Source organism: Pseudoalteromonas sp. NZS37, from assembly GCF_015864265.1.
Classification (GTDB): Bacteria; Pseudomonadota; Gammaproteobacteria; order Enterobacterales; family Alteromonadaceae; genus Pseudoalteromonas; species Pseudoalteromonas arctica.
In genome coordinates, this window is the sequence record NZ_JADYXL010000006.1 from 200,560 (window position 1) to 225,641 (window position 25,082).

A 25,082-nucleotide genomic window follows, 5' to 3' on the forward strand; every position below is an offset into this window, starting at 1 on the left:
AAGACATTAAAATATGGGGACTAATTTTTAGTCCCCATATTTTTTGTAACCCCATCAATTGCAATCGTTTCAATACCTTCTTCATTAAAGTTCATTACAATACTGGCGTTATTACGAGTGAAAAAATAGCTACGGCCATTAAGTTCAATAACATAATCGCCTTTTACGGGGTCGCTAAATTGCTGCTTTTTTAAAGTGATCCTATGTTCGCCAATTTGCCATTCAAATTCTTTAATAAACCCATTATTAAATTCTTGCACCCATACTTGGCTGTCATCTTTTGAAAGCGTTATAGCAACTGAATAAGAACTAGGGATCTGCTCCATATTGTAACTTTTAGAGCCAATAATGAATTTTTCAGCTTTTTGTTGCCATTCAAAACCAAATTTAAACTCTTTAACTACACCGGTAGGGTAAGTAACAGAGCCTTTACCTGGTAATGAAAAGTCGGCAAACGCACTATAACTAGGTATTAATAAAGCTAGCGCAGTGATAATTTTTCGTTTTGATTTCATGAGTTATCTTTTTATTATAATAATGATTTAAGATTAAAGTAGAATATTCGTCTTCGCAAGAGGCTATGCTACACTCGAATAAATTTAACTGGTAAGACCTTTTTTGTGAACTTATATATTCGACTTTTATTATTGTTTTTTAAAATCAAACGTAACAAGCAATATCAAAATTTACTTGATACGGTAGATATTGATTACAAAGCTTTACCTACTGATTGTGACATTAATTTACATTTAACAAACTCACGTTACCTTGCGATGATGGACTTATCTCGAACTTGGATGACAGAACGAGTTGGCTTGTTAAAGCAAATAATGAAGCGTCGTTGGTTTCCCATTGTTAACGCAACGGCCATAACTTATATCCGCGATATTAAACCCATGCAGCGATATACAATAAGCACCAAGTTAGTGGGCTGGGATCATAAATACTTTTATATTGAGCAAAAGTTTCACTCAGAACGAGGCCTACATGCTATTGCTTATGTACGCGGTGTATTTAAAAGTAAAAAGGGTATTATAAGTATTGAAGAAATGCTTGAGGTTGCTGGTTTTGATGGGCAAACACCTATATTGCCAAGTGAAGTAATGCACTGGAAAGAAATGCTAGAACAGAAAAAGTTAAGTAACTTACCAAGGTAATTAATACTCTCCAAATGAAAAAAAGGCCTTTCGGCCTTTTAACACACATTGTAATTGGGTAACTACGTACTATTTTATATATGCTTTAAAAGCTGTATCTAACACCGAACATAGCAACAACGGGGTCAAGCTCAACAGTTGATGTAAGTGCTTTTGCACCATTTGCATAAACAGTGGCATCGGTATCAATATCCATAATTGATACCATAGCGTGTAAACCCCAGTTTTTATCAATTTTATAGTTAGCACCTACCTGAGCCATAAAGCCAAACGAATCATCTAGCTTTACTTCTACATCATCTGTTCCCAGCGTCGCTTTAAGTGCTTGAGAAGGTTGCTCATCAAAAAATGCAGTGTAGTTTATGCCTACGCCTATAAAAGGTCTTAGCGCATAGCTGGTATCTAAAAAGTGATATTGCGCAACTAAAGACGGCGGAAGTTGTTTTATATCAGCAATTTTGTTGCCAGCTAAGGCTCCGGCACCATTCACATCGTGTGAAAACGGTGTTGCTGCTATCAGTTCCAACACCCATTGATCGTTAAAAGCATAATCTACTGTGATACCTAGTTGGGTATCTGAATCACCTTTAAGACCCAGTGTCGGCGCCTCATTAATTGCTGAGCTACTGTTATCTGGATTTACGTTAATAGCGCCAACATTTACGCTAAAGTTAGCGTGTGCAGCTGGAGAGATTGCTAATAAAGAGGTTAATAATGCGATGCTAATTTGGGTTTTCATGTTGTTCTCCAAGAACTACTGTTTAATTGGCGCTATTATTACCGAGCAATAAAAATGAAAACCTGTTCTAGATCAAAGTTTAAAAAATATTTTAACCTTGTGAATTGTTTTATTGATTTAGATTAATTTTAGTGTCGTTCTGTCTTTGTAACGATTGACATATATATTCCATTAACAGTCATATGAATGTATTAAGGCTGACATCGCTTAGTCATATACTCACGTTTTAATAAAGGCACATTAAATAATAAAGTGTGTTTACCATGTTTTTAGAAGCATTTAAAAAAAATCAAAAACAACGGATATTCAAAAAGAAGTTGTAAAGCACTTACAAACACTAATTCGCTTTGAATCAGTAACCCCTAATCAAGCGGGTGCAATTGATTGGCTTGCAGTTAAATTGTTGGGTTTAGGTTTAAGTTGCGAGCAATTTACTATAAATGGTGTGACTAATTTAATTGCCTGCATAAAATTCAAAGATGGCCCATGTGTTGCTTTCTCAGGGCACATTGATGTAGTACCAGCAACAAGTAGCGGTTGGTTAAGTCCTCCTTTTGAAGGGCGAGTGCGAAATGATGCAATATACGGTAGAGGGGCGGCCGATATGAAAGGGGGTGTTGCCGCCATGCTTAGCGCCACAAAAAAGTTAATTAATAGTAAATCCGCTAAAGTAGGGACTCTTTACTGGCTTATCACGTCAGATGAAGAGGGAGAGGCTGAATTTGGTTCTCAAGAAATAGTTAATAAGCTTGCCAAGCAAGGTGTTGTATTAGATGGCTGTATTGTCGGGGAGCCATCAAGTGTGGCACAAGTTGGCGATACGGTTAAGAATGGCCGTCGTGGTGCGCTTTCAGCTCGGATTTTAGTTACTGGTAAGGCAGGTCATGTAGCTTATCCTCAAAACACACTCAATGCTGCTCATATTGCTGCAAAAATAGTAAATAGCTTGAGTGATCAGATCTGGTTACTCGATGTGGCTAGCTCAAAAACCACACTGCAAGTGACTGGAATTAACATAAATAATGTGGTCGATAATTTAGTGCCAAGTCATTGTGAGATTACATTTAATGTACGTTATAGCCACGGTTACAGTAGTGCAGCAGTTAAAACGCAATTAATGAATACCCTAAACAAGTTTGCTGAGCATTTTACAATTGAGTGGGAACGCCCATGCGAGCCTTATTATACAAGCCATAATACGGGTTGGAGTTTACTTACTCATATTGAGCAGGCTATTTACAAAAACACTTCAAGTTACCCATTACTAAGTACAAATGGAGGGACATCAGATGGACGATTTTTTGCCAGCCCCCATACTCAAGTTATTGAATGTGGTGTGCGAAACAATACGATTCATCAAGCTAATGAACACGTATCTATTAGTGATTTACTTAAAATTGAAGCTATTTATACAACTTTACTTGAGCAGATATTTATAAATAATTAAATATAAATCGAGTACTTTATAAATATAAAGCACTCACTTATTATTGGCTATTCTAAATAACGTTTGGCTTTGTTTTCTTTTACATTTTCAAGATCGACCAATACCAATCCATCAATACAATTATTAAAATCGGGATCAATACTAAAGCTTAAAAATTGCACGCCACCTGGTTTACAAAGTTCAGTGTATTGTTTAAATAAAGTAGGGACTTGAGCCCCCATATTAGCTAACACATGCTTTAACTCTACAAAATCTTCTTTTACGTCATTGCCGCAAAAAAGAGTATTGCACTGGGTTAGCTGTTGCTCAGTTAATTTAAATTCATTATTAGGCGTAGCTAATTCAATACCACTTTTATAGTAATGCTGATAGTAATAAACGAGCATGGCTTTTGCTTGCTCGGGTAGAGCATTTGATACACTTACAGCACCAAACAAGTATCTGTACTGTGGATAGCTTTTTATAAAAGCGCCAATGCCATACCATAAATAGTCGAGGCTCTTACGTCCCCAATATTTAGGCTGTACAAAGCTTCTACCAAGCTCAATTCCTTGTTTTAGATAGGGCGTCATAGCGTCGGTATAAGAAAATAAGCTATCAGTATACAAACCTTCGCGGCCATGTTTTTGTATTATCTGTTGTGCACAGGCTAATCGATAAGCACCTACCAGCTCTAGCTGCATTGGGTCCCACAGTACAAGGTGTTGGTAATCCATATCGTATTTATCTATATCACGACGCTTACCACTACCTTCACCAACTGCTCTAAATGCTATTTCTCTCAGGCGCCCTAACTCTCTAAAAATAGGTGAGCTACCTGCATATTGGTATAGATGAATATGCATACCGTCTTGCGTTTTACCAAGTAGTTGGCATTGCTCAATTGCTTTTTTTAGCTCTTTTCTGCACTCGGGAACAGCGATAGGTGTTTGTGTTTTTAGCGGCAGTGCTTTTTTTGTTGTAAGCCTATAAAGCTGTTTACGGATGAGGTTTACAACTTCTTTATCTTTAAGATTTTCTATTAAGTAAGATTCAGGAGGGATAGAGGCGCCAATCTCAAACTCTAAAGATTTTTGGCGCTGCTTAAACATTTCGGCCACTAATAGTAAACTTGCCAAAGGTTTATAAATCATTGATGTGCCATAAAAAAGTGGACTGTTTTTGGCTTTAATATAAATAGGTAAAATAGGGCAGTTAGCTTTTTTTGCCATACGTAAAAAGCCACTATTCCATTTGCAGTCTTTAATACCTGTTGGCCCTAATCGCGATACTTCTCCTGCCGGAAATATAAGTAATGCGCCTTCATCCTTTAAATGGTTTTGTATATTACTAAGCTCTTGTTTCTTACTCATGCCTGATAAGTTATCTACGGGGAGTAAAAGTGAGTGCATTGGAGTAACCGACATCAACATGCGGTTTGCCACTACTTTTAAATCCTGTCTTACAGTTGAAAGTACTTTAATCAGTGCTAAAGCATCTAATGAACCAATAGGGTGGTTAGCAACGATAACAAGTTTACCCTCATTAGGAATATGTTCTATCTGCTTAGGTTTATAGCGCGTATCAAAGTTGAGTTCATCGAGCACTTGTTCAACAAATTCTAATCCTTGTAGGTGAGGGTAGGCATCACCAAAAGCAACAAACTCTTGTTCATGTAATAAGTAGCCTAGGCCTTTTTTTACTAAACCTTTTACTTTTGGAGAGTTCTCTAGTTGTGGTAAGTTTGCAGCAATTACTTTATCAACACTTATCATATTAACCTCATATTCCGTTTGGCCTATTCGCCATACATGTAAGATTAAAAAAAGGGTGTGACAGTTACTTTGCAGTAGTGTGACTTTTTAAAGTGCTAACTTATAAACTGTGTATTGTTAGGAGAATTTATGTCGGTATTGGTTGCTATAACTGGGCGTGACAACACAAAACTAATAACGAAGTTACAAGAGCTATTACCAAATACGCTGATAGAGCAATGGCCTGATTGTAAAAACGCACATGATGTGGATTTTGTACTTGCGTGGAAAGCGCCAGAATCTATGTGGCCACAGCTACCTAACTTAAAGGCTGTGTCGTCATTTGGTGCTGGCGTAGACAGTATCGATTTAACATTACTCGACGAAAGTGTTGAAGTAGTACGTATTGTTGACATGCAACTAGCTGAAGATATGGCGGAATATGTACTGACACATGTGTTAGCTCAAAAGTTACGTTTAAAAGAGTATTACATTAAACAAACACAGCAAACATGGAAGCCAAAGCGGGCGCATAGTAATAAACATGTCGGCATACTTGGGTTTGGTGAATTAGGTAAAGCATGCGCGCAAAAGCTTATAAATAATGGCTTTAAGGTAAGTGCCTGGGCGCAAAGTAATAAAAGCGCGGCTAATGTCGAAATTTTTTATGGCGAGGAAGGCCTCAATAGTATGCTTTCTGATGTTGACTACCTTGTATGTCTATTACCCCTTACGCAAGCAACGACAGGCATTATTAATCACTCAATGCTCGCAAAGCTACCTAAACATGCTGTTGTTATTAATGTGGCACGCGGTGCTCATGTTGTTCAGCAAGACTTACTAAGTGCATTAAATAACGATAGCTTACGCGCAGCTACACTCGACGTATTTGATCAAGAACCTTTAGCGTCGAATCACCCTTACTGGGGAAACCCCAAAATAACGCTTACACCACATTGCGCGGCGATTTCTGATTTAAATAGTGTTCTAGAGCAAATAGCCGATAATATTGAATGCTTGAATAAGGGGTTAGTACTTAATAATCCAATAGATAGAACTAAAGGTTATTAGCTGATAGCTAATTAGTTTAAAAAACAGCTTGTTAACATTTGTAATTTTCATTAGTGTAAAAGGTATTCTCACTAATAAAAAATACAAAGAGGGTGTTATGAAATCGAGTCAAAGTGGCGTTAAATTAAGCCTAGTTATTGTTTCAATTATTATACTTGGTGTTTCAGCTTGGTTTAATCAGGCTAATGCAGAGGATACTCCTTCTAAAATACAAACCCAAAGCGAGTTAATAATAGCGGACTAGCCTACTTACTATGTATTCCTCTTTTTAGCAGTACACAAGCATTATTTTCAAAGTAGTGCTTGTGTGCCCCTGAAGCTCTAATTTTCATCTTGATTGAAAGTGCTTTTTAATATTTTTAAATTCTTAACAAAAAAAAGCCCAGCAATGCTGGGCTATTAAATATTCTAGGGAAAAGTTGTTAACTTTGGGTTACATTAAATTGCCCAAATGTATAAACTTTAAACAAGTAAAAAGTATTGATCAACACTAAACTCATATTTGAAATAACACTCGACGACATAAGATCTAAGCTAAATGATAAGAATAATAAACCACACGCACTAATGGCGGCAACGCGCAGCAGTGTTATCTGGTTAATAAAGAATGCACCTAAACCTAGTGCAAGTAGTGTAGTATTTAAAAGCCAATCTAGCTCGTTTAGCATGGTCGTTTCAATAGTTCAGTTGTTGAAAAAAGGAGCGCCATTATGTTGATCTTTTGCGCACCTTTCAACCAAGTAATTTTAAATTTTCAGATTAGTTTTTTTAATGCTAAAAGTAGCTACCGATTGCTGAAAATAAACCATTATCAGCAATTACTTGATACTTTTGGCAGCTCTGCGGTTTTTGTAAGTCACTGCATAAATAAAGGGACTCACGGCTAGAATCATAGGTGGGGTGTAGGTTTGAATCAATTAAAGTAGCCCCCTTGCCAAAGAATCCGGGCCAGTAAACACTCTCACTTACCATCCCTAATTTTTTATAGGTGAGTAAGGTAGGTTTTGGAAAAGCTAAAATTATTACAGCAACGACAGCGAGTGATATAAACAGTCCTTTTTTTTGCGTTGTTTTTTGGCTTATATCATTCTTTGCACTGGAATTTAACTCGCTAGGTGAAGGGCGCTGAGTAGAACGCTGAGGTTTTCTTTTTTGCGCTGTTTTTTTTCTTGCCGGTGCTTTACCTAGCAACGATTGTTTATTTGGGGTTTTAGACATAAAGCAAATCTGGCCTTTTTTCCGTAGGTCTCTATAATTAAATGAGTAAATTTATATACTAAGCTAATTATTATGATAACTTAAAGTTAGCTTATAGCCTACGAGGAATAAAGATGAATACGCAGCTATCAATTTTAATTGTAGATGACGTTAGCACAGTGCGTAGTTTTTTGAGCCAAACGCTCATGCACTTAGGGATAGATAACGTAAAGGAAGCATCTACTGCCTCACAATGTATTAGTGAGTGCCAAGCTGCAAATTATAATATCATTTTTTTAGACATTGAATTGCCAGACGGTGATGGTAAAGATTTGATTGCACAAATCAATGAATTAAGCCCAGAGACAAATGTGGTTATGGTGTCGGCACATTCAGGTATTGAGAATGTTAAGGATGCAATTGATAAAGGCGCTAAAGGGTTTGTAGTAAAGCCATTTACACCTAAAAAAATAGCGGCAATGCTTAAGAAGTTTTATCCAGATTTAGAAAATGTCTAATAAAGTAAGTACATTTAAAATTTAAACAAAAAAAAACCGGCAAAAGCCGGTTTTTTATATTCTATCAAAAACAAATTATAGAGCTTTAATCTTAGCTGCTATACGGCTCTTATGACGAGCTGCTTTGTTTTTGTGAATTAGACCCTTAGTTGCGTAACGGTCTAGGATAGGTGTAGCAACAGAAAAAGCTTGCTGTGCAGCTTCTTTATCGCCCGCTTCAATAGCAACAATTACTTTTTTGAAGTAAGTGCGCATCATTGAACGACGGCTTGCGTTGTGCTGACGGTTTTTTTCGCTTGTGATAGCGCGTTTTTTTGCAGACTTGATGTTAGCCAAGGTTTGCTCCTAACAATCTTAAAATAAAGCTTAAATTAAAGGCCGTGGAATATGCCTGTTTCTATCATGGATGTCAATTTAAATTTAACAATCCAAGAAAAACTGCACCATATAACGAGCATCAATTTGCCGCTTTAGCAGTTAATACCGACATTGTAACAAAGCACAGACCCCCAGCCTAGTGCTTTAAAGCGATTTATAAAAAAGACTGTGGCATAATCGCTTATCTTGAGGATTTTTGAGTAGGTTTAAGGTGTCAAAAGGTTTATTTCGCTCCGGTATGATTGTTAGTTGTATGACTATGATATCGCGTATTTTAGGGCTCGTTCGAGATGCTGTTGTTGCCAATTTATTAGGCGCAAGTGCGGCGGCTGATGTTTTTTTATTTGCTAACCGTATTCCTAATTTTTTACGTCGTTTATTTGCAGAAGGTGCCTTCGCACAAGCATTTGTACCTGTGCTGAGTGAAATTAAAGAAAAGCAAGGCGACGACAAGGTCAGACTTTTTGTTGCACAAGCAGCAGGCACATTAGGAACCATTTTACTGATTGTCACTATTATAGGTGTTGTTGCTTCACCCGTTATTGCAGCATTGTTTGGCACCGGTTGGTTTATAGATTGGTGGCAGGGCGGACCCAATGCCGAAAAGTTTGAACTTGCAAGTTCATTACTTAAATTTACATTCCCTTATTTGTTTTTTGTAAGCTTAGTTGCGCTTAGTGGTGCGGTAATGAACGTGTATAACCGTTTTGCTGTTGCTGCATTTACACCTGTTTTACTCAATGTTTCTATCATTACATGTGCAATTTTTTTACATGATAAATTTAGTGTTGGGGCTTATTCACTCGCAATTGGCGTATTTATTGGTGGCGTTGTGCAGTTATTGTTTCAACTTCCATTTTTATACCGTGCAAAAATGTTGGCGCGTCCACGCTGGGCATGGCAAGACGAAAACGTAAAAAAAGTACGTAAACTTATGCTTCCTGCTTTGTTTGGTGTATCTATTAGCCAAATTAATTTGTTGCTTGATACCATGATTGCTTCATTACTGATGACAGGCTCGATTGCATGGCTTTATTATTCAGACCGTTTAATTGAATTTCCATTGGGCTTATTTGGTATTGGTATTGCGACAGTTATTTTACCGGCGCTCTCTAGGTTACATAGCAGTAAAAAAAGTAGTGACTTTCAGCATACCCTCGACTGGGGAGTGCGTTTTGTTATATTTTTAGGCCTGCCAGCAATGATAGGTCTAATGATCATCAGCCCGCTTATTATCACCGTATTGTTCGACCACGGTGCGTTTAAAGAAGACAGTGTTGATCATGTTAAAGCAGTAAGTTTAGGTGTAGTCGCATATTCAGTAGGGCTTGTAAGCTTTATGCTGATTAAAGTACTTGCTCCTGGCTTTTATGCTCGTCAAGACACTAAAACGCCGGTGCGTATTGGTATTATTACCTTGGTACTGAATATGGTATTTAATATTATGTTGGCTCCTTTCATTGGTTATTTAGGGTTAGCACTCGCTACTTCGCTATCGGCTAGTTGTAATGCATTTTTGCTGTATAGGCAGCTTAAAAAAGAAAATGTGTATCAGTTTTCATCAATGAGTATGCGCTTTACACTTAAATGTGTTGTTGCAAGTATGGTTATGGGAGCTGTTACATGGTTTGTGAGCAGTTACTATTACTGGGCTACATGGGCTTTTACACAGCAGGTAGTCTTATTAATAGCACTCGTGGCTTTGGCAGGTATTAGTTACTTTGCAATGCTATTTTTGATGGGCGTTAGACTAAATACGATAAAAAGTGTAGCAATTACTGAATCAAACTAAAAAAAAGATTATAATCGGCAACTCTGCGGCTTTAATTAATTTTTAGTCGTAATTAATAGCTCGCTAAACAAGGCATTAGGTGGCATGGAGTTAATTAGAGGTATACACAATATTCGCCCACACCATTTTGGTTGTGTGTTAACTATTGGTAATTTTGACGGTGTTCATTTAGGCCACGCAGAAGTACTAAAAGGCTTACTTACTGATGCTAAAGCGCATAGTTTGTCTAGCACTGTAATGCTATTTGAACCCCAGCCACAAGAATTTTTTGCTAAAAAAAATGCCCCAGCACGGCTAACGCGCTTACGAGATAAGCTACGTTTGCTTAGTGATTTAGGTATTGAGCGAGTTATTTGCATTAGCTTTAATCAGCAATTTGCAAACATGCATGCTGAGCAATTTGTTAATGATATTTTGATTAAAAAGTTAGGTGTTAAAGCTCTCACTGTTGGCGATGATTTTAAGTTTGGAAAGCAGCGCCAAGGTAACTTTGACTTACTTGCTAGCATGGGCAAGCAAGCGGGCATGGACGTAAAAAGCACCGCGAGTTTTCGTCAATTAAATGCTAGAGTAAGCAGTACTTTAATACGAGATGCTTTAGCATCTGGCGACTTAGCAAGTGCTAAAATAATGCTTGGTCACGATTATGCTATTTCTGGGCGTGTTATACACGGCTGGAAAAGAGGACGTGAACTCGGTTTTAGAACGGCAAATATTGCCCTAAAACGCCAAGTGTGTCCTGTCAACGGGGTGTTTGCAGTGCAAGCAACGATTGCAGGAAAACAGATTTTTGGAGTTGCAAATGTAGGCAATAAGCCGACATTTAATGGAACTCGTGCATTATTAGAAGTTCATCTTTTTGATTTTGCACAGGATATTTACGGACAATTTATGCATGTGGAGTTAATAAAAAAACTTCGCAATGAAAAAAAATTCGAGACATTAACACAATTAACGGCGCAAATAGCAACTGATGTTGCTGCCGCTAAGCAGTGTTTTGGTTTAAATCAGGTAGCCGATAGAGACGGAATGTAGGATAAATGAGCGACTATAAACATACTTTGAACTTACCGGAAACACCGTTTCCAATGCGTGGCAATTTGGCACAACGTGAACCAAAAATGCTTAAAGCATGGTATGAAGACGACCTGTACGGTCAAATTCGCAGCGCTAAGAAAGGTAAAAAGACCTTTATTTTGCATGACGGCCCTCCGTATGCAAATGGCGACATCCATTTAGGCCACTCAGTTAATAAAATATTAAAAGACATTATTGTTAAGTCTAAAACATTATCTGACTTTGATTCACCATTAGTCCCAGGTTGGGATTGTCATGGTTTACCAATCGAGTTAATGGTTGAGAAAAAAGTAGGCAAGCCGGGCGTAAAAGTAACCGCGAGCGAGTTTCGTGAAAAATGCCGTGCATACGCTAAAAAACAAGTTGAAGGTCAAAAAGTTGATTTTAAACGTTTAGGCGTATTTGCAGATTGGGATAAGCCTTACTTAACAATGAACTTTGACTTTGAAGCGAATGCAATTCGTGTACTTGGTCGTATTATTGAAAAAGGTCATTTGCATAAAGGTGCTAAGCCTGTGCATTGGTGTACAGATTGTGGTTCTGCATTAGCAGAAGCTGAAGTTGAGTACCAAGATAAGCAATCACCAGCGATTGATGTACGTTTTACATTTGTTGATCAAGATGCTGTTGTTAGTGCATTTGATTTGGCTGATGGTCATAAAGGTGAAGGCAGTGTTGGTACTGTTATTTGGACAACAACACCGTGGACGCTTCCAGCAAACCGCGCAGTGGCTGTGCATGCCGATTTAGAATATGCATTGGTGCAGGTTGAAGATGAAGGCGTACAACAACGTCTAATTTTAGGCTCTGAGCTTGTTAAAGATGCAATGGACCGCTTTGGTTTTAATCACTTCCACGTATTAGGTTATGTAAAGGGTGCTGCACTTGAAAACTTACAAGTAGCCCATCCTTTTTATGATTTTAATGTACCAGTGATTGTTGCAGAACACGTAACGACTGACTCAGGTACCGGTGTTGTACATACAGCACCAGGGCATGGTCAAGAAGATTTCGTGGCTGGTTTAAATTACAACCTTGAAGTAGCTAACCCTGTTGGCGCTAATGGCGTTTATTTACCAGATACTGAACTTTTTGCAGGTCAGCATGTATTTAAAGCAAATGCGAGCGTAATTGAAGTATTAAAAGAGCACGGTGCATTAATGCATCATCATGCTATAACTCATAGTTACCCACATTGTTGGCGCCATAAAACACCGATTATTTTCCGTGCTACACCACAATGGTTTGTAAGTATGGATCAGGCTAACTTGCGTGAAGATTCTTTAAAAGAAATTAAAAACACGCAGTGGTTGCCAGAGTGGGGCGAAAGCCGTATTTCGAACATGGTTGAAAGCCGCCCAGATTGGTGTATATCTCGCCAACGTACTTGGGGTGTGCCAATTGCATTGTTTGCAGATAAAGATACCGGTGCACTTCATCCAAATACTCAAGAACTCATTGAGCAAGCTGCACAGCTAGTTGAAAAATCTGGTATTCAGGCATGGTACGATTTAGACCCTGCTACATTACTTGGTGAAGAAGATGCCAAGCAATACATGAAAGTGCAAGATACGCTAGATGTATGGTTTGACTCAGGTGTTTCACACGCATGTGTTGTAGACGCACGCGAAGACTTGGTTGGTCCAGCTGATTTATACCTTGAAGGTTCTGATCAACACCGTGGTTGGTTTATGTCATCAATGATGACATCAGTGGCTATTAATGGTCATGCGCCATACCGCCAAGTATTGACTCATGGTTTTACTGTTGATGAAAACGGCCGCAAGATGTCTAAGTCACTAGGTAATGTTATTTCACCACAAAATGTGATGAATAAACTAGGTGCCGACATTCTACGTTTATGGGTTGCCTCTACCGATTACACGGCAGAAATGACTGTGTCGGATGAAATATTTAAACGCTCTGCCGATCGCTACCGCCGTATTCGTAACACTAGCCGTTACTTACTAGCTAACCTAAATGGTTTTGATCCAAAAACTGATCAAGTTGCTGTTGATGATATGGTTGAGCTTGATAAGTGGATTGTTGGTCGTGCTGCTCAGTTGCAAGACGAAATATTAGCCGCATACGATAGCTACCAAATGCTATTAGTAACGCAAAAGCTAATGAACTTCTGTACGGGTGAGCTTGGTTCGTTCTATTTAGACGTTATTAAAGATCGTCAGTACACAGCTAAGAGTGACAGCCATGCACGTCGTTCTTGTCAAACAGCGCTTTATCATATTGCAGAAGCAATGACGCGTTGGATGGCACCTATTATGAGCTTTACCGCACAAGAAATTTGGGAAGCTTTACCGGGTGAGCGTAGTGACTACGTATTTACATCTGTTTGGTATGATGGCTTACAAGCGCCAACAAATAGCCAATTTAGTAACGATGACTGGTTAGAAATTCTAACAGTACGCGACGAAGTAAACCGTTTATTAGAAGCTGCACGTAAAGAAGAAGTCATTGGTGCAACGCTTCAAGCAACGGTTAATTTATTCACGGGTAAAGAGCTTGCCGCTAAATTAAATGCGCTTGGTGATGAACTTCGTTTTGTATTATTAACATCGGCCGTAAATGTTTCTGAAGTTGATAGTCAGCCAGCTGATACACAAACTACCGAAATTGAAGGTTTATTCATTAGTGTTGCTGCAACAGATGCTGCTAAATGTGAGCGTTGTTGGCATTACAGTGAAGATGTAGGTGTTAACCCTGCTCATCCTGAAATTTGTGGTCGTTGTGTAAGTAATGTTGACGGCGAAGGCGAAAAGCGTCAATTCGCTTAGGAGTTATTCTTAGTGAGCAAACTAGCCCAAAAAAGTGGTTTAGTGTGGCTTTGGTTGAGTCTATTACTACTAGTAATAGACTTTGCCAGTAAAACACTTGTTGTAGGGACTATGGCTTATCAAGAGTCGATAAACTTACTCCCTGTTTTTAGTATTACTTATGTGCATAACTATGGTGCTGCTTATAGCTTTTTAAGTGAAGCGGGTGGTTGGCAGCGTTGGTTTTTAAGTGCGATTGCCATTGCTATTAGTGCTTTGCTTGTGTGGTGGCTAAAACGCTTACCTGCAACAAACAAAGTACTATGCGGTGCTTATGCTCTGGTACTTGCAGGCGCTATTGGTAATTTATACGATCGTATTGCGTATGGTTATGTAATCGACTTTATTCACGTATTTTATAAAGACTCACATTTTCCTGTATTTAATATTGCTGATTGCGCTATTTGTATTGGCGCAGCATTATTGTTATTTGATGCCTTTACCGGCGAGAGTCCGAAGGAGCATAAAGCATGAGCCAAGCTGTAATTGGTGAAAACTCGCAAGTTATTTTCCATTTTTCTATTAAATTAGAAGATGGCTCTGCCGCTGATTCTACCAAGGTGCACAACAAACCTGCTAAATTAACAATGGGCGATGGCAGTTTAACGGCAAACTTCGAAAAGTGTTTATTAGGTTTAACTGCAGGCGAAAGTAAAACGTTTGAATTAGAACCTGAAGATGCGTTTGGTCAGCCAAATCCAGATAATATTTACTACGTTGACCGTAGTAAATTTGGCCCAGAAACACCAGCTAAGGTAGGTGCAATTATTGCGTTTACTCAACCAGACGGTACTGAGCTTCCTGGGTTAGTTCGCGAAGTGCAAGGTGAGTCGGTAACGATTGATTTTAATCACCCTTTATCTGGCCAACGTTTAACGTTTGAAGTTGATATTATTGAGGTGGAAGGTTAATGGAAATATTACTAGCTAATCCACGCGGCTTTTGCGCTGGTGTTGACCGTGCTATTAGTATTGTTGAGCGCGCCCTAGATATTTTTGAAAAGCCAATTTATGTGCGCCACGAAGTAGTACATAACCGCTATGTGGTTGATGGATTAAAAAGTCGTGGTGCGGTATTTGTTGAAGAGCTTGATCAAGTACCTGACGACAGCATTGTTATTTTTAGTGCACATGGTGTTTCGCAAGCTGTTCGCAGCGAAGCTAAACGTCGTGATTTAAAAGTATTTGATGCAACGTGTCCGCTTGTAACTAAAGTACATATGGAAGTTACACGTGCGAGTCGTAAAGGTATTGAGTGTATTTTAATTGGACACCATGGCCACCCTGAAGTAGAGGGAACAATGGGACAATATGATAACTCAGCCGGTGGCATTTATCTTGTTGAAACCGTTGATGATGTTGTTGCGCTTAATGTAAAAAATGCTGAAAATCTTTTTTATTGCAGCCAAACAACACTCTCAGTTGATGACACAGCAGATGTTATTGATGCACTACGCAATAAGTTTCCATCAATTGACGGACCTCGTAAAGATGACATTTGTTATGCAACGCAAAATCGTCAAGACGCTGTTCGTGACTTAGCTGATAAAGTTGATGTGCTATTAGTTGTTGGCGCTAAAAATAGCTCTAACTCTAATCGCTTACGTGAACTTGCAGATAAAATGGGCACAGTTGCTTATTTAATTGATGACGCAACTGATGTACAAGAGCAGTGGGTTTCAGGCTCTAAATCAGTTGGCGTAACTGCGGGAGCATCTGCGCCAGAAGTACTTGTACAACAAGTAATAAGCCGATTAAAAGAGCTTGGTGGCACACAGGTTGTTGAGAACCCAGGTGAAGTAGAAAATATAGTATTTGCTGTTCCTGTAGAGCTACGTTAATTTAAATATATTAAACATTTAGATTAAAGGAGAGTCGTTATGAGCAAGTCACTTCAAAATGATGGTTTGCTTTTTTCGGCTCTTTTTAATGAGCGAGGCGTATTAGCCACGCTTATTGTTTCTCAAGTTATTGCTATTGTTTTAGCTTTTGCACCTAATGTAGAAGGAGATATTTGGCTACGACTTGGGATCATTAGTTTGTTTATGCATTTAATTGTTTTAGTCGGTACCTCTTCTTTATACTTCTGTAGATTTTTCTTACAAAAACGTACTCAAACTTTTCAATTAAGTCTATTTTTTGCCTTTTTTTTATTATCTACCTGTATTTTTAGTATTTTATTTTCTCATTTTGCTTTTGATATAGATGATACAAATAACCTAATTTATTTCACACTTCGCAATTGCATTATAGTGGCTTTACTGGCGGCTTTATTCGTCCAGTTTTTATTAATTCATTTTGAAAAAGAGCAGCAAACTAAAGCGCTTTCTCGTGCTGAGCTTGATGCCCTACAAGCTAGAATACGTCCTCATTTTTTATATAATAGTTTAAACACTGCTGCAGAACTTACTCATCATGATGCCGATGCGGCAGAACAGGCTATTTTAGCATTAGCCGCCTTATCGCAGGCTGCAATGCACTCGGGGAAGAATGTATCTCTTGAAGATGAAATAACGCTGAGTAAGCAATATATCGCACTTGAAACGTGGCGTTTTGGTAATCGCTTAAGAGTTGATTGGCAAATACCTAATGAACTACCCGCATTGAGTATTCCTTGCTTAACCCTGCAGCCATTAATTGAAAATGCGGTATGCCACGGCGTTGAAACAAGTGAGCATGGTGCAGAAATAAAAGTAGAGCTACATATCACTACCGGCTATATAACCATGATTGTTTCTAACCCTATAACAATTTCTAATGCTCAAACTAGGCCTAATAACGGAATGGCGCTTGAAAATATTCGCCAGCGATTAAATATTTATTATAAAAATAAAGCGCAGCTAACAATTACTAATAAAAATGATGTGTTTAGGGTCAAGGTCGTTATCCCTAAGCTAATTGAGGGCAGTGTATGAATGTACTCATTGTTGATGATGAACCTCTTGCGAGATCTCGCTTAATCCGTTTGTTAACACATGATAAAAGTATAGTTGTACAAGGTGAGGCAAGTAATGGTAATGAAGCCCTAGTACTTGCTAAAAAGCAAACGCCGGATTTGATTTTTTTAGATGTTGATATGCCTGGTATGAATGGTTTACAAGTTGCTAATGAGCTCAATAGTTTAACTCTACCTCCTGCTATTGTTTTTATAACTGCTCACCCTGAGCATGCCTTCGATGCTTTACAATTAAGCGCTGCAGGTTATTTAGTTAAACCTATTTCAGAGCAATCATTGCAAAAGGTGCTTAAGCAAGTTGGGCGTTTAAATAAAGTACATATTCAAAAACAACAAAATGTAAAAATCTCTTATCAGCTAGCGGGTACTCTACGTAGTGTTGATATAAATGATGTTTTGTACTTTAGTGCAGAAGAAAAATATACCAAAATGATATTCTCAGGTGGAGAGGCTTTACTGGAGCAAAGCCTAAAGCAATTAGAGCTGCAATATCCCGCATATGTTTTACGAATTCACCGCAATACTTTAGTGAATAAACAAAAAGTAATAGCCTTGCATTCAAAAGGGAATGGCAATCATATGATTGAGCTACAAGGGTGCAGTGAGTTATTGCCAGTGAGCCGCCGCGAGCTTAAATTAGTTAAAAATACGCTTTAGACTTATTTCGCAATTAAGTTGCCTCTGACTTAAATGCATTTACATTTAATTACTACTGTTTTGTTGAATGAGCCGATTTAATTAACCGTTTATCAACAAATATAACCGCTTGTCTTAGTCCTCATTGATTCCTCAAATAAATAGCATAAACTTATAATCAGATAATTTTTATTTGGTTCTACTATGCAGTCATCTCAAACAAAAGTGCAAAGAGGCTTCACTCTAATTGAAGTGTTAATTGCATTTATTATTCTTAGTTTTGGCCTTTTAGGCGCAGTTGCCCTGCAAGCAAAAGCAAAGCAAGCAAGCTTTGATTCTATGCAGCGCGCTGCTGCAGTTGCACTTGGTAATGATATTGTGCAGCGTATCCGTGCTAACGATACCCCTCAAATAGCGGGACTGTACACACAAACATTTGATAGTGAAACTGCAACGACAACCTCGCAAACGTGCTTTACAAATACTTGTAGCGCAGCGCAAGTTGCGGCCTTAGATCTTGAGCAGTGGAAAAGAGCTATAAGAGCTCGAGAAAATACGGGGTCTTTAGATGGTGCTACCGTATGTATTGCACCTACAGTAGTTGCTGGCTCGGGTGGTAAGGCATTTAATTTAGAAGTAATTGTTTCGTGGCAAGGTCGACAAGAGTTTAATGCAAATGATGCTACTGGCGCAATAAAGTGTGGAACGGCTGACAAAAAGCGCCGCTTAGTTGTATTAACTAGTTACATTTACCTTAGGAGCTAACATGAAGCAAAAAGGCTTTACACTTGTAGAAATGATGATTTCATTATTTATTGGTGGATTAATACTAGGTGGCGTTATGTTCACCTATATAGGTATGAAAGTAACCACTAAAGATACGATGACTATTGGTGAACTTCAAGAATCAGGGCGCCTTGCAATTAACATAATGCAACGTGATATTGAACAAATTGGCTTTTGGGGAACTTATTATGACGATTCGTTCACTGCAGTAAATACAGATACACTAGCAAACCCTGGAACAGACTGCTTTGAAGGATTAAATAATGGGAGTTTTCCTGATTTTGCTACAGCTAGTAATTTTAGAACTATTTACGCAAAGGTTGCTGGAGAATCAAAAGAGCTTAACTGCCTAAATAATCCGATTAAAAGCACTGACATTATTCAATTAAAATTTTTACAAGGTAAGAGCTTAACAGTTAATACAGTAACTAATGAGACTCAGGCTGATGAAAACTACTTTGTAGCTGAGCAAGAAAAAGCTCAATTTTTCCGTGGAACGGTTAACGGTGCGACTCTTAATGTTAATGCAACCGTTTGGCCTTACAGCCATCATGTTTATTATCTATCAGAACAAACTTATAAAGTTAATAATAAGAATTTAACTGTACCTGCATTAATGAGAAAGCGCCTGGTTGGTGGAAATATCAACACAGAAACTATTATGGAAGGTGTTGAGAACATGCGGTTTGTTTTTGGTCTTGATACTAACAGTGATAATCGTGTAGATACCTACCGAAGTATTCAAGATATGAAGTATACAGATTGGGAAAATCGTAAAGGTATTTTAACTGTTCAGGTTTTTTTATTAATACGCGCATTACAGCCAGACCCAGGAGTTAAAATTAAAAACCAAACTTATACGTTAGGTGAGGATGAAGATAAGCGTGTATTAACATTTACCGATAATTTCAGACGTACTGTGTTCACTACTACTATTCGATTAAATAATGTTGGATCAAATTTATGGCGTATTTAAAACAATCACAAAAAAAACAGCAAGGTGTAGTTCTAATTACAGCTTTAATAATGGTTATTGCAGTGACCGGTATTGCTGTAACACTTATGAGCAGTAGTAGTATTGATATTAAAATTACCAATGCAGCACAAGAGCGCGAAGTGGCCGAAAATGAACTCATTGGTGAAGTGCAGCGCATGATCTCTGATGAGGCAAATCAAGGCGCTAATAATCAGTTCTTCCTGACTCCCGATGAAGTAACTGCAATCGCGGATGGTGATGACAAAGGTATGGTGATTGCAAATCATGCAGATATGCAAAGCAAAATGACTAACCTGAACAAGGGGGCGTTAGATTTAGAATGTCCTCGACGCTTTAATTTTACTGCAGGTATATCGTGCAATATGTTACAGGTTGCCACCACAATAGAATATGGATCTAAAAGTAAGCATGAACTAACTATTGTTACAGGTATAGCACAAGAAATGGCCAGCGTAAGCAAGGGGATTTAAGATGAAATTTAAATTAAACAAAGTGTTAGCCTCTTTGCTTGGCTTAACAATAAGTATGTCGGTATTCGCTGAGGATATTGAGCTTTATGTAAATCATGATGTAGAGACAGACGAAAATCCAAGAGTGTTAATGATATTTGATACCTCTGGGAGTATGGCCTGGGATGTTGTAGATGGAGGCCAGTGTTATCGTCGATATCAAAATGGACAGTTTTATACATCAGATTGTTTTAAAAGTCAGACTTACTTTAGTTACACACAGCAATGTTACAAGTCTGTAAACGGATATGCACAAGCTGTTTGTGAAGATAGCCGCTTATTAGTAGCAAAAAACGCTGTTAGCCAACTTATTACCGATAATGATGATATTGATTTTGGTTTAATGAGATTTAGAGAAAGTTCAGGTGGCTATGTACTAGCAAGGCTTGGTGCTAACAAAAACACTTTACTTAATGAAGTTGACGATTTGCCTGCAAGTGGTGCAACTCCTTTAACTGAAACATTATGGGAGGCGTATAGGTATATTACTGGGCAAAGCCTTTATTATGGGTATGGTATTAACAGCAGAGATAAAGCAGCCGATGCTAATGGAACTTATAAGTCACCATTTAAAAAGGAATCAGGAGATCCTCTCAGGTGCGATAACTCAATTAATATTATTTTGATGACTGATGGAGACCCTACTAACGATGATGGTCGTGATGATCAGATTAAAAGTGTACATAATAATTTATTTAATGATTCAATCCCTTTTGTGAGCGGTGATTATTCTAATAGCTATTTAGTTGCTCTATCAAAAATAATACATGGAACAAATAATACAAAAGTAGATTTATACTCTGATACAAGTGATGTGCTAGATACTGGTAGAGTTTTTACCATTGGCTTTGGCACAGGAATGAGCGAGGGCGGTATCGACTTACTAGAGAAAGCTGCATCAGTTGGTGGAGGCCAGTACTTAGAGGCGCGAACTTCAGAAGCTTTATCTGAAGCATTAAAAAATACTATTTCAAGAATTAGAGAAGTAAATGATAGTTTTTCATCGCCTTCAGTTGCGAGTAATAATGTAGATCAAACTCGTAGCCGGGATGCTGTTTATTTTGCCATGTTTTACCCTGAAACCGGTGCTCGTTGGCGTGGAAACTTAAAAAAACTGAAAGTATCAGGGAATCAAATTGTTGATTCAAAAGGATTGTCGGCACTTGATGAGAATGGCTTAATTGACGAAAATGCAGAAACATTTTGGTTGCCAAGTGGGGAGCCAGCGGATGGTAACTTAGTTGCACAAGGTGGTGTGAACCTTCATTTAACGACATTAGATTCAGATAGCCGTAATTTATACACTGACAATCAGGGAGCTATAGTAAATTTTAATACCTCAGTTGTGAGTGATATTCTCAATTTAGTCGATAACAATCCGCTAAGCTTATCGAGTAATGATATCAAATGGGCAATGGGTATAGACGTTGATGATGAAGATGGCGATGGGTCTAGCGTTGACCAGCGCAAAGATATTTTTGGTGACCCTCTGCATTCTAAACCTGTTGCAATCGATTATGGTAATGATGATATTCGAGTTTTGATAGGAACTAATGCTGGCTTTTTACATATGTTTAAGGATTCAGATGATAGTGTAAGTGAAAGTTGGGCATTTATACCGTCTGCTTTATACAACATTATTGAACCTCTACGTGAAAATCAAGCCGATACGAAAGTATATGGTGTGGACGGTCCTATTAGTATTTATTTTGATAATAAAAACTTAAATAGTGATGGTTTAAATGACGGTATTATTGATGCGAGTGGCGACGATAAAGTGTGGGCTTTTGCGGGGATGCGTCGCGGTGGTAAAAATTACTACGGACTTGATATAACAAATCCGAACATACCGAAAAAATTATGGGACGCTCCAATCGAAGGTGGTAAAGGTGATTTTAAAGAGCTTGCACAAACCTGGTCAAAGCCACAAATAGCCTACATTAAAGCATTTGGGGATAAACCCTTATTAGTTTTTGGTGCTGGTTATGATACTAATAAAGACGCAGCTATCCGTAGTGAAGATAGTACAGGGCGAGGTATCTATATTGTTGAAGCCGAAACAGGTAAAAGAGTATGGGCATTAACACCCGATATTAATGGCTTTAAAGGTAAGCATAGTATTGCTGCAGATATAACCACGCTTGACTCAGATTATGATGGATATATAGACCGAATTTATGCGGCAGATACAGGTGGAGATATTTGGCGTATAGATATGCCTGGTAGTAATACTAGCGAGTTTAGCCACTTTAAATTAGCTGAGCTTGGTAGTAATAAAGCAACTGAGGACCGACGCTTTTTCTATAAACCACTCGTAGCACGTACAATTTATAGTAAAGTAAGCGAGTCAACAGTTAATGGTAGCACCGTTATAACACGCTTAGATACACCGTATGATGCGATAGTTATCGGCAGTGGTAATCGCTCAAAACCAACCGGCACCAATGAAAAAGATCAATTGTTTATGATCAGAGATGAAAATACGGTTACTAAATCGTATAAAACGAATGCACCAGATACTATTGTGCCTGCTGATTTGATGCAAATGAATTCAGACCCATTTGGCAATGCTCTAGATGACGTTGATGATTTTGTTGACTTAGAAGTAGACTTGGCTAAATTTAATGGCTGGAGATATGAGTTAGGAACGGGTGAAAAGTCGCTAGCTGCTGCCACAGTTGTTGGAGGTGTTGCCTATTTTACAAGCTTCACACCTGCATCAGATACATCGACTGAAAATCAATGTTCGCTAAGTGGTGGTGGTGGTTCTTTATACGCTTTTCACTTACATTACGGTACTAAGGTGTATGACGACCTTAAATTTACAACCAGCTATGATGTACCAGACACACCTCAGTTATACTTTGGTGAAAGCCCTTCATGTGTAGATGGTAATGGCGATGGTAAATGTGATGACGACCCAACAGTTGACGTAATACAAGAAAGTCAGTTTTATTTAATTGGGCCTGGTATTAAAGGTGAAAATGCGGAAAATCCAATGAAACCTGTAGAAATAAAAGGTCCTGGTTTAACTGTTGTCGATGGTAAAGTTGTGTTGGTTAATGACAATACAGTAGGGTTTGGCTTTAAAACCCAACAAACATATATCTATAAACGTGAAGAAAATGACGAAGTTAATAATTAAGGAAATTAGATGAAAAAACAACACGGGTTTACCTTAATTGAGCTGATGATAGCCGTTGCTATCGTCGGCATACTCGCTTCAATTGCGCTGCCTAACTATACTGAATATGTAAAGCGTGCTTCGCGCGCTGAAGCTGCTGCAGCATTGTTAGATGCTGCAAACAAGGAAGAGCAATATTTTGTCGATAATAGGGAATATACAGAGACATTTACTGATTTAGGATTGCAAAGTAAAACCGAAAATGGCCATTTTGAGCTATCCATAAAGGTAGTCGATAGCAATACCTTCACTATTACAGCTAAACCTATAGACGGTGCTGTAAAAGGCGATAATGATTGTAAAGAGCTTACAATTACTGACACAGGCCTCAAAGGTGCAAAAGGGTCTAAAGGAGACTCAGATGTTGACTATTGCTGGGGTCGATAGCCTAGATTACTTCTTCTGACACTTATCAGTTGATTTGATGCGAATTCTACCCGTTTGACTTACAGATAAAGCCAATCCTTCGAGATTGGCTTTATCGCTATTGGGGCAATATATAAAAGTCCCATTTTGAAAACCATTTAAAGAACCATCTGGACGAAATGTAATGGCGTTGCGCGGATACTCTAAAGTATCAGCATCATGAACATCCTCGAAAGTGCTTAAGAGTAACTCATCATCATCTAGAGTCGTTGATTTATCTTTGTCGATAAATAGTGACATTTGACCATCCCACTCGTCCTTTGTGCATTGACTGCCTTTTAGTGCGCAAAGCGTGACGTAAGTACCATTTTCAATTGCGTAAAGACGGCCATAATTTATATTTCGGTGTAGTAGATTCACATGGTTATCTAATCGGTTTTTAGCCAAGAAGTCTGGATAAAACCACATCGATAATTGACTGATTACACTGACAACAGCAATTGAAACCATTAATTCAAGAAGTGTCACTCCCTTGTTTTTTGATATTGATAATCTCATCCTTGAAGACCTGAGTTAATAAATGATTAACTCAGTCTAGTAAATGATACAAATATGACAAGATTAATTTGTATGTTTTTTAACCGCAAGTCTGAGCTGTATCACCAGTATAAAAAGAAGTACCAGATTGAGATACTGTTAAAGCTTTGTTATTTTCATTATCACTATTAGGGCAATAGATAAAGTCTCCCGGATTTGTTGTAATACGACCACTGGTATTAAAACGAAGACTTGTCTCGTTACCACTATAACTAAGGCTATCAGTTGCAGGAATATCCTCTATAACTCTCAACAAGGCATCGTTAGCTACGTTATAACTTCCATTGTTATCAGCATCAACAAAAACAACAATGATTTTATTCGTGTCCCATTCTGGTTCACATTCAAACTCATTTTTAGCTTGTTTAATAGCGCCTTCTTGTGCGGGACATAAAATAACTATTTCATCCGTACTTGCCGCTTGAGAGCGTGCATAAGTAATGCTTCTTTTTAATTCCAACAAAAAATTCTCAGCTCTATTTTCTTCTAGCATATCGCTGCTATTCCAAATCGCAATGGATGCAATGATCCCAACGATAGCAACGGTTACCATGAGTTCTAAAAGAGTGAATCCGTTTTGTTTATTTTTCATATTAATCTCATTTACTGCTAGTCATTTAAGTATCGCTATTTTTATACAATAAATTATACCATGATCGGTTGTTTTATCACCGTAATTCAATCGCTTTGTTTGCTATGAACATCATGATTGTCTAAAATCGAGGCAACTGGAGCTTTCAAAAGTAATTAATATGAAAAAAATAGAAGCAATTATCAAACCTTTTAAGTTAGACGATGTGCGTGAAGCGTTGTCGGATGTAGGTATTACAGGTATGACGGTAAGCGAAGTTAAAGGCTTTGGACGTCAAAAAGGTCACACTGAGTTATATCGTGGCGCAGAGTATATGGTTGATTTTTTACCTAAAGTAAAACTTGATATTGTATTGACTGATGAAGATGTAGACCGTGCAATTGAAGTTATTGTAAAAACGGCACAAACAGGAAAAATCGGTGACGGTAAAATATTTGTCACTGATGTTGAGCGTGTAATACGTATTCGTACTGCTGAGGAAGATGAAGAAGCTATTTAAGATTTTCTTCTACGCAGTAAA

General features: G+C 38.1%; 27 protein-coding genes. 19 read left to right on the plus strand and 8 right to left on the minus strand.

The window, feature by feature from the left end; genetic code table 11:
- Positions 1-20: 20 nt before the first annotated feature.
- Positions 21-515 carry a hypothetical protein gene (locus I6F47_RS13350; RefSeq protein WP_165744524.1) on the minus strand — a complete coding sequence of 165 codons (495 nt, stop codon included), beginning with the start codon at positions 513-515 and terminating at the stop codon, positions 21-23.
- Positions 516-620: 105 nt separating this feature from the next.
- Between I6F47_RS13350 and I6F47_RS13355 the strand changes: the two genes are divergently transcribed.
- Complete coding sequence (locus tag I6F47_RS13355; RefSeq protein WP_024603739.1) at positions 621-1,157, plus strand: thioesterase family protein; 537 nt, start codon at positions 621-623, stop codon at positions 1,155-1,157.
- Between the two features lie 85 nt (positions 1,158-1,242).
- On the opposite strand, the gene I6F47_RS13360 is transcribed toward I6F47_RS13355, so the two are convergent.
- Positions 1,243-1,896, minus strand: coding sequence for an OmpW/AlkL family protein (locus I6F47_RS13360; RefSeq protein ID WP_197111178.1), 654 nt, complete (start codon positions 1,894-1,896; stop codon positions 1,243-1,245).
- Positions 1,897-2,200: 304 nt separating this feature from the next.
- Here I6F47_RS13360 and dapE point away from each other — a divergent pair, with 304 nt between their 5' ends.
- Positions 2,201-3,343 (plus strand): succinyl-diaminopimelate desuccinylase, encoded by a 1,143-nt coding sequence (dapE, locus tag I6F47_RS13365; protein ID WP_197184030.1) that lies wholly within the window; start codon positions 2,201-2,203, stop codon positions 3,341-3,343.
- A 47-nt stretch (positions 3,344-3,390) separates the two neighbouring features.
- Here the strand turns inward: dapE and I6F47_RS13370 are convergent, their stop codons facing one another.
- A complete protein-coding gene (locus tag I6F47_RS13370) occupies positions 3,391-5,097 on the minus strand; it encodes a GNAT family N-acyltransferase (RefSeq protein WP_024589427.1) in 1,707 nt (568 codons plus the stop codon).
- Positions 5,098-5,226: 129 nt separating this feature from the next.
- On the opposite strand from I6F47_RS13370, the gene I6F47_RS13375 reads away from it, so the two are divergent.
- Together I6F47_RS13375 and I6F47_RS13380 are read left to right on the plus strand one after the other, a co-directional pair.
- A complete protein-coding gene (locus I6F47_RS13375) occupies positions 5,227-6,147 on the plus strand; it encodes a 2-hydroxyacid dehydrogenase (RefSeq protein ID WP_197184006.1) in 921 nt (306 codons plus the stop codon).
- 97 nt (positions 6,148-6,244) lie between these two features.
- Entirely contained in the window at positions 6,245-6,391 is a 147-nt protein-coding gene (locus tag I6F47_RS13380) for a hypothetical protein (protein WP_197117865.1), read from the plus strand.
- Positions 6,392-6,569: 178 nt separating this feature from the next.
- Here I6F47_RS13380 and I6F47_RS13385 read toward each other — a convergent pair whose 3' ends face one another.
- Together I6F47_RS13385 and I6F47_RS13390 are read right to left on the minus strand one after the other, a co-directional pair.
- Positions 6,570-6,815, minus strand: a complete 246-nt coding sequence (locus I6F47_RS13385) for a hypothetical protein (protein ID WP_002958222.1) — start codon at positions 6,813-6,815, stop codon at positions 6,570-6,572.
- A gap of 106 nt (positions 6,816-6,921) precedes the next feature.
- A complete protein-coding gene (locus I6F47_RS13390; RefSeq protein WP_121954439.1) occupies positions 6,922-7,365 on the minus strand; it encodes a hypothetical protein in 444 nt (147 codons plus the stop codon).
- A 113-nt stretch (positions 7,366-7,478) separates the two neighbouring features.
- On the opposite strand from I6F47_RS13390, the gene I6F47_RS13395 reads away from it, so the two are divergent.
- A complete protein-coding gene (locus tag I6F47_RS13395) occupies positions 7,479-7,862 on the plus strand; it encodes a response regulator (RefSeq protein ID WP_002958224.1) in 384 nt (127 codons plus the stop codon).
- 75 nt (positions 7,863-7,937) lie between these two features.
- Here I6F47_RS13395 and rpsT read toward each other — a convergent pair whose 3' ends face one another.
- Positions 7,938-8,198 carry a 30S ribosomal protein S20 gene (rpsT, locus tag I6F47_RS13400; RefSeq protein WP_002958225.1) on the minus strand — a complete coding sequence of 87 codons (261 nt, stop codon included), beginning with the start codon at positions 8,196-8,198 and terminating at the stop codon, positions 7,938-7,940.
- A gap of 295 nt (positions 8,199-8,493) precedes the next feature.
- Here rpsT and murJ point away from each other — a divergent pair, with 295 nt between their 5' ends.
- From murJ to I6F47_RS13465, 13 genes are all read left to right on the plus strand, one after another.
- Positions 8,494-10,032: a murein biosynthesis integral membrane protein MurJ gene (gene murJ, locus I6F47_RS13405; RefSeq protein ID WP_374703123.1), complete on the plus strand. Its 1,539-nt coding sequence runs from the start codon at positions 8,494-8,496 to the stop codon at positions 10,030-10,032.
- Positions 10,033-10,116: 84 nt separating this feature from the next.
- Positions 10,117-11,067 carry a bifunctional riboflavin kinase/FAD synthetase gene (ribF, locus tag I6F47_RS13410; protein WP_197184007.1) on the plus strand — a complete coding sequence of 317 codons (951 nt, stop codon included), beginning with the start codon at positions 10,117-10,119 and terminating at the stop codon, positions 11,065-11,067.
- Between the two features lie 5 nt (positions 11,068-11,072).
- The gene (gene ileS, locus I6F47_RS13415; RefSeq protein ID WP_007581369.1) at positions 11,073-13,901 is read left to right on the plus strand and encodes an isoleucine--tRNA ligase; all 2,829 of its coding nucleotides are present in this window, start codon (positions 11,073-11,075) and stop codon (positions 13,899-13,901) included.
- A gap of 12 nt (positions 13,902-13,913) precedes the next feature.
- A complete protein-coding gene (gene lspA / locus I6F47_RS13420) occupies positions 13,914-14,414 on the plus strand; it encodes a signal peptidase II (RefSeq protein WP_007376920.1) in 501 nt (166 codons plus the stop codon).
- Complete coding sequence (fkpB, locus tag I6F47_RS13425) at positions 14,411-14,851, plus strand: FKBP-type peptidyl-prolyl cis-trans isomerase (protein ID WP_002958231.1); 441 nt, start codon at positions 14,411-14,413, stop codon at positions 14,849-14,851. Before lspA ends, fkpB begins: the two co-directional genes overlap by 4 nt.
- A complete protein-coding gene (ispH, locus tag I6F47_RS13430; protein ID WP_007581370.1) occupies positions 14,851-15,780 on the plus strand; it encodes a 4-hydroxy-3-methylbut-2-enyl diphosphate reductase in 930 nt (309 codons plus the stop codon). Before fkpB ends, ispH begins: the two co-directional genes overlap by 1 nt.
- A gap of 39 nt (positions 15,781-15,819) precedes the next feature.
- Positions 15,820-16,854: a sensor histidine kinase gene (locus tag I6F47_RS13435; protein WP_010555108.1), complete on the plus strand. Its 1,035-nt coding sequence runs from the start codon at positions 15,820-15,822 to the stop codon at positions 16,852-16,854.
- On the plus strand, positions 16,851-17,552 hold the full coding sequence (locus tag I6F47_RS13440; RefSeq protein WP_197101529.1) for a LytR/AlgR family response regulator transcription factor: 702 nt from the start codon (positions 16,851-16,853) through the stop codon (positions 17,550-17,552). The genes I6F47_RS13435 and I6F47_RS13440 overlap by 4 nt, the downstream gene beginning before the upstream one ends.
- Before the next feature lie 183 nt (positions 17,553-17,735).
- Entirely contained in the window at positions 17,736-18,296 is a 561-nt protein-coding gene (pilV, locus tag I6F47_RS13445) for a type IV pilus modification protein PilV (protein ID WP_197101531.1), read from the plus strand.
- A 1-nt stretch (position 18,297) separates the two neighbouring features.
- Entirely contained in the window at positions 18,298-19,293 is a 996-nt protein-coding gene (locus I6F47_RS13450) for a PilW family protein (protein WP_197184008.1), read from the plus strand.
- Entirely contained in the window at positions 19,281-19,784 is a 504-nt protein-coding gene (locus I6F47_RS13455; RefSeq protein WP_024589418.1) for a hypothetical protein, read from the plus strand. The genes I6F47_RS13450 and I6F47_RS13455 overlap by 13 nt, the downstream gene beginning before the upstream one ends.
- A 1-nt stretch (position 19,785) precedes the next feature.
- The gene (locus I6F47_RS13460; RefSeq protein ID WP_197117875.1) at positions 19,786-22,968 is read left to right on the plus strand and encodes a pilus assembly protein; all 3,183 of its coding nucleotides are present in this window, start codon (positions 19,786-19,788) and stop codon (positions 22,966-22,968) included.
- A 9-nt stretch (positions 22,969-22,977) separates the two neighbouring features.
- The gene (locus tag I6F47_RS13465) at positions 22,978-23,394 is read left to right on the plus strand and encodes a type IV pilin protein (RefSeq protein ID WP_024607276.1); all 417 of its coding nucleotides are present in this window, start codon (positions 22,978-22,980) and stop codon (positions 23,392-23,394) included.
- A 6-nt stretch (positions 23,395-23,400) separates the two neighbouring features.
- On the opposite strand, the gene I6F47_RS13470 is transcribed toward I6F47_RS13465, so the two are convergent.
- Both I6F47_RS13470 and I6F47_RS13475 read right to left on the minus strand, forming a co-directional pair.
- Positions 23,401-23,931: a GspH/FimT family pseudopilin gene (locus I6F47_RS13470; protein WP_024589415.1), complete on the minus strand. Its 531-nt coding sequence runs from the start codon at positions 23,929-23,931 to the stop codon at positions 23,401-23,403.
- A 79-nt stretch (positions 23,932-24,010) separates the two neighbouring features.
- On the minus strand, positions 24,011-24,562 hold the full coding sequence (locus I6F47_RS13475; protein ID WP_197184009.1) for a GspH/FimT family pseudopilin: 552 nt from the start codon (positions 24,560-24,562) through the stop codon (positions 24,011-24,013).
- A gap of 160 nt (positions 24,563-24,722) precedes the next feature.
- On the opposite strand from I6F47_RS13475, the gene glnB reads away from it, so the two are divergent.
- Complete coding sequence (gene glnB, locus I6F47_RS13480; protein WP_002962211.1) at positions 24,723-25,061, plus strand: nitrogen regulatory protein P-II; 339 nt, start codon at positions 24,723-24,725, stop codon at positions 25,059-25,061.
- Positions 25,062-25,082 lie beyond the last annotated feature (21 nt).